This is a genomic window from Brevundimonas sp. UBA7534, assembly GCF_002479325.1.
GTDB lineage: Bacteria > Pseudomonadota > Alphaproteobacteria > Caulobacterales > Caulobacteraceae > Brevundimonas.
Window position 1 is genome coordinate 611 of sequence record NZ_DLMO01000178.1, and the last position, 3,710, is coordinate 4,320.

Annotated in this window: 4 protein-coding genes and 1 pseudogene; 3 read left to right on the forward strand and 2 right to left on the reverse strand. The window is 68.0% G+C overall.

The window, feature by feature from the left end; genetic code table 11:
- The first annotated feature begins 18 nt into the window (after nucleotides 1-18).
- On the forward strand, nucleotides 19-264 hold the full coding sequence (locus B2U11_RS14875) for a hypothetical protein (protein ID WP_292072896.1): 246 nt from the start codon (nucleotides 19-21) through the stop codon (nucleotides 262-264).
- A complete protein-coding gene (gene dapD / locus B2U11_RS14880; protein WP_292072897.1) occupies nucleotides 261-1,133 on the forward strand; it encodes a 2,3,4,5-tetrahydropyridine-2,6-dicarboxylate N-succinyltransferase in 873 nt (290 codons plus the stop codon). Before B2U11_RS14875 ends, dapD begins: the two co-directional genes overlap by 4 nt.
- Nucleotides 1,134-1,157: 24 nt before the next feature.
- On the opposite strand, the gene B2U11_RS14885 is transcribed toward dapD, so the two are convergent.
- Together B2U11_RS14885 and B2U11_RS14890 are read right to left on the reverse strand one after the other, a co-directional pair.
- Nucleotides 1,158-2,255 (reverse strand): hypothetical protein, encoded by a 1,098-nt coding sequence (locus tag B2U11_RS14885; RefSeq protein WP_292072898.1) that lies wholly within the window; start codon nucleotides 2,253-2,255, stop codon nucleotides 1,158-1,160.
- Between the two features lie 86 nt (nucleotides 2,256-2,341).
- Nucleotides 2,342-3,286, reverse strand: a complete 945-nt coding sequence (locus tag B2U11_RS14890; RefSeq protein ID WP_292072900.1) for a ribose-phosphate pyrophosphokinase — start codon at nucleotides 3,284-3,286, stop codon at nucleotides 2,342-2,344.
- A gap of 188 nt (nucleotides 3,287-3,474) precedes the next feature.
- On the opposite strand from B2U11_RS14890, the pseudogene B2U11_RS14895 reads away from it, so the two are divergent.
- Nucleotides 3,475-3,710, forward strand: a pseudogene (locus B2U11_RS14895) (outer membrane protein assembly factor BamD); the annotation flags it as partial.

The following is a 3,710-nucleotide window of genomic DNA, read 5'->3' on the forward strand; positions in this document are numbered from 1 at the left end:
CGCTCTTCCGTCGCGCTGGTGATCTTCTTCGCCTGCTTCGTGCTGATGGCGATGATGATCTTCCGTCTGGTGCTGATTCTGATCTTGGCCTCGTTCGCGCCCCCGGCGATCTTCTCGCTGGCCCTGGAGCCGGCCAAGGCGCTGGGCATGGCCACGGTGCTGATCGGCGACGGGCGCGGCAAACCGCTCGGCGACCACATCGATCACCAGGCGCCCGACCTGCTGGATTTCCTTTCCGACCTGACCTTCAAGGACGCCGCATGACCAACCTGTCGCATCTGGAAACCGTCATCGAGTCCGCCTGGGACGACCGGGCCGACGTCTCGCCCGCCACCCACGGCGAGGTGCGCGACGCCGTGGACAGCGCCCTGGCTTTGCTGGACGCGGGTCAGGCCCGCGTCGCCTCGCGCGGCGCCGACGGCGTCTGGACCACGCACCAGTGGCTGAAGAAGGCGGTGCTGCTGTCCTTCCGTCTCAACGAGAACCGCATCATGCGCGCGGGCGACCATGGCGCGGCCAGCCTGGGCTCCTTCTCCGGCGCGCCCGGCGTCGGGCCCTTCTGGGACAAGGTGCCCAACAAGTTCGGCGACTGGGCGGCGGCGGACTATCAGGCCGCCGGCTTCCGCTCGGTCCCCGGCGCCATCGTGCGCCAAGGCGCCTTCATCGGCCGCAACGTGGTGCTGATGCCCTCCTTCGTGAACATCGGCGCCTATGTGGACGAGGGCTCGATGGTTGACGCCTGGGCCACGGTCGGCTCCTGCGCCCAGATCGGCAAGAACGTGCACCTTTCGGGCGGCGCCGGCATCGGCGGCGTCCTGGAGCCGCTCCAGGCCAACCCAACCATCATCGAGGACGGCTGCTTCATCGGCGCCCGCGCAGAGGTGGCCGAGGGCGTGATCGTGCGCGAGGGCGCGGTCCTGGCCATGGGCGTCTATCTGTCGGCCTCGACCAAGATCGTCGACCGCGCCACCGGCGAGGTGTTCCGTGGAGAGGTGCCGGCCTATTCGGTCGTGGTTCCGGGCAGCCTGCCCGACCCGAAGGGCGGGCCGTCGCTCTATTGCGCCGTCATCGTCAAGCGGGTCGACGCCCAGACGCGTGCCAAGACCGGCGTCAACGAACTGCTGCGCGACTGACGCCGGTCCGACGCCGGCCCCGCCTCAGTTGGAGGGGGCCGGGGTCTGGACGGGGGTGACGGCCACGGCGGACTGGGCCGCGCTGGCCGCCGGCGTTGCGCCCGTTTCCTGGGGGTCGCCCACGGTGATGATCGGCGACAGGACGGCGGTGGTGGTGCAACTGGCTACGTCGCGAACCACGTGGCGGCCCAGGCAGAACATGTCCTCGTAGCTGGGGCGCGAAGCCGCCAGGCACTGGTACAGCATCAGCTTGGACATGTTCAGGCAGAACTCATTGTTCGTCTCCACCGTCAGCGCTTCGGTGTTGGCGCGCGCCTCGTCCCCGGCGGCGCCCAGGGCGGCCATGGCGGCGATGGCCAGCGAACGGGTCACCGCGGGCGTATAGGGCGGCGCCTTGCGCGAAGGGGTGACGCCCAGGCCGGATCCGGCCGAGGCGGCGGTCAGCAGCCGCGCGGAGTCCTCGGCCGACGGCAGCATCTGCGCCGCCGACAGGGTCTTGGCCCCTTCCAGCCGCTCCTCGCGGTTTTGGATGTGCACCGTGGCCCAGCGGCGACGCGGATCGGTGCGCTCCTGAATCGTATAGGCGTCCTGTTCGATCGCTTCGCCGATCACGCGCACCGCCAAGGCGTCCTTGCCGATGGCGTCGGTGATGAGGCCCGCGGCGGCGTCTGCGCCGGGGAAGGTGGCGGCGTAGGCGGGGTCGGCCACGATCTGGGCCACGATCTGCTGGCGCTGGACCGGGTCGATCGCATACTGGCGCACGCCGGCGACGAATTCCGGCGATTGCAGCGCCAGGATGGCGCCATAGGCGATCAGGCCGCGCGACAGCTGGGCCGGGTCGTAGGCCACGCCCTTGCGGATCGCCGACTGGATGGCCTCGGCGCTGTCGAAACCGCCCGGCTGGATGGTCTCGGCCTCGCGCAGATAGGCGACGTAGATCGAGGCGGCTTGGGCCACGCCATCGTTCAGCGCGATGGGCGGCGGTTGCCGAGCGGCGGCCTCGGCGGCCAGGCGTTGGGCTTCCAGTTCGGCCTTCGACGGACCGCTTTCGCAGGCGGCGAGAACGGAGACGGCGGCGAGGGCGGCGAGGGTCAGGCCGCGGCTCACGAAACGCTGGGTCATCGGCTAAGCTTCCAGATACACGGGGACGCGGGGGAACGTCAGGGTTACGGAAGTCTTATAACGCGCAAAAAGTGGTTGTTCGAAGGTTAATCGAACAGTTTGGACACCGATTCCTCGTTTGCGATCCGACGGATAGCTTCACCGATCAGCGGAGCCACGGAAACCGCACGGATTTTCTTGCAGTTCAAAACTTCGTGGGGCTGCTCGATGGAGTTGGTGATGACCAGTTCCTTCAGGGGGCCGTCGGTGATGCGCTGCACGGCCGGGCCCGACAGGACGCCGTGGCTGATGTAGGCCGATACTTCGGTCGCGCCCTGTTCGATCAGCGCCTTGGCTGCGTTCACCAGAGTGCCGCCCGAATCGACGATGTCGTCGAACAGGATGCAGCGGCGGCCCTCGACATCGCCGATGATGTTCATGACCTCGCTCTCGCCCGCCTTGGGCCGGCGTTTGTCGACAATGGCCAGGTCGGCGTCCAGACGGCTGGCGAGCGCGCGCGCGCGCACCACGCCGCCGACGTCGGGAGACACGATCATCAGGTCGTCGCCGCGCGGATAGTTCTCCTTGATGTCCTGGGCCAGGACCGGCGTGGCGACCANNCCGACCAGATTGTCGGTCGGAATGTCGAAGAAGCCCTGAATCTGCCCGGCGTGCAGATCCATCGTCAGCACGCGGTCGGCGCCGGCGCGGGTGATCAGATTGGCCACGAGCTTGGCCGAGATCGGGGTGCGGCCGCCGGTCTTCCGATCCTGCCGGGCGTAGCCGAAATAGGGCATGACCGCCGTGATGCGCCGGGCCGAGGCGCGCACCAGCGCATCGGTCATGATCAGCAGTTCCATCAGGTTGTCATTGGCCGGATAGCTGGTCGACTGCAGAATGAAGACATCCTCGCCGCGGACGTTCTCCTCGATGACGGCGAAGACTTCGTTGTCCGCGAACCGCTTGACCTGGGCCTTGGTCAGGGGGGCGTCCAGGTGGTCGGCGATGGCCTGGGAAAGCGCGCGGTTGGAGTTGCCAGAGAGCAGCTTCATCGGCCGGTCATCCTTTCGCCGTCATCCGCCCCCCAATGACGAAGGTCGGTTGGCGCGCTCTTTACCAGCGAGACCGGGCGGGGCAAGTCGTGGACGGCGTTTTTGTCGGCATGGCGCGTCTCGGTCACGGGTGCTAGAGATCGCCGCGTTGTTCCACAGGCCGCCGGGGTGCGCGCCTTGCGCTGGTCATGAGGTCGTCCTTGCTCGCTTCCAAGTTTCGTTCCGGCCTGGTGCTGATGGCCGCCGCGCTCGCGGCGATGACGATCTCGGGCTGCGCGGGCAAGGCTCGGCCCAGGCTGGCCTATGAGGAGCGCCCGGTCGAGGCGCTCTACAACACCGGTTACCAACGCCTGCAGCAGCACCGCTGGGCCGACGCGGTGGACTATTTCCAGGAGGTGGAGCGTCAGCACCCCTATTCGGACTG

Excerpts from the sequence above, each read along its gene's own strand:
- dapD (WP_292072897.1), top strand. The coding sequence starts at position 261 with ATGACCAACCTGTCGCATCTGGAAACCGTCATCGAGTCCGCCTGGGAC.
- B2U11_RS14885 (WP_292072898.1), bottom strand. The coding sequence starts at position 2,255 with ATGACCCAGCGTTTCGTGAGCCGCGGCCTGACCCTCGCCGCCCTCGCC.